The organism is Pseudomonas jilinensis, from assembly GCF_003586265.1.
Lineage (GTDB): Bacteria > Pseudomonadota > Gammaproteobacteria > Pseudomonadales > Pseudomonadaceae > Halopseudomonas > Halopseudomonas phragmitis.
In genome coordinates this window covers 1-760 of the sequence record NZ_QJSA01000047.1, presented here as the reverse complement: position 1 = coordinate 760, position 760 = coordinate 1, and the positions used below count along the sequence as shown (strand labels likewise).

The window sequence follows — 760 nt, the reverse complement described above, 5'->3', positions numbered from 1 at the left end:
TGGATAAAAAATAACTGGCACAGGCCTTGCTCCGTTGTGGACTCCCGGACCCGTTTCAGGTCCTTATTCACGGCAAGGAGAGCACGATGCCAACACCCGCGTACATGACCATTGAAGGCACCAAACAAGGCCTGATCACCGCCGGCACCTTTACCGAAGACTCGGTCGGCAACATCTTCCAGGAAGGTCACGAAGACCAGATCCTGGTCCAGGCCTTCGACCATCAGGTCATCATCCCGCGCGATCCGCAGTCCGGCCAGCCGACCGGCCAGCGCGTCCACAAGCCGCTGATGATCACCAAGGTGTTCGACAAGTCGTCGCCGCTGATCTTCAACGCCCTGACCTCCGGCGAGCGCCTGAACAAGTGCCGCCTGGAGTGGTACCGCACCTCGGCCACCGGCACCCAGGAGCACTACTACACCATCGAACTGGAAGACGCGATCATCGTCGACGTGCAGTCGCACATGCCCAACTGCCAGGACCCGAACATGTCGCACTTCACCCACCTGGAAGACGTCTACTTCACCTACCGCAAGATCATCTGGACCCACGAAGTCTCCGGTACCTCCGGTTCTGATGACTGGCGCACACCGATCAGCGCCTAAATCGGTGATAATGCCCACCCCCGCCCGGCCGCGCCGGGCGGGGGTGCTCTGTGTCAGTAGATCAGGCTGCCACCGAAAGCCACGACAAGGTCCGGGGTTTTCCGAGGTAGCCTCGCAGCAAAGGAACAACGGATGTTCGCCCCAGCCAATCAAGC

General features: G+C 60.4%; 1 protein-coding gene. It reads left to right on the top strand.

All coding sequences use genetic code 11. The features are described from left to right. The first annotated feature begins 86 nt into the window (after positions 1–86). Entirely contained in the window at positions 87–605 is a 519-nt protein-coding gene (locus tag C2846_RS18485) for an Hcp family type VI secretion system effector (RefSeq protein ID WP_080048344.1), read from the top strand. Positions 606–760: the final 155 nt, after the last annotated feature.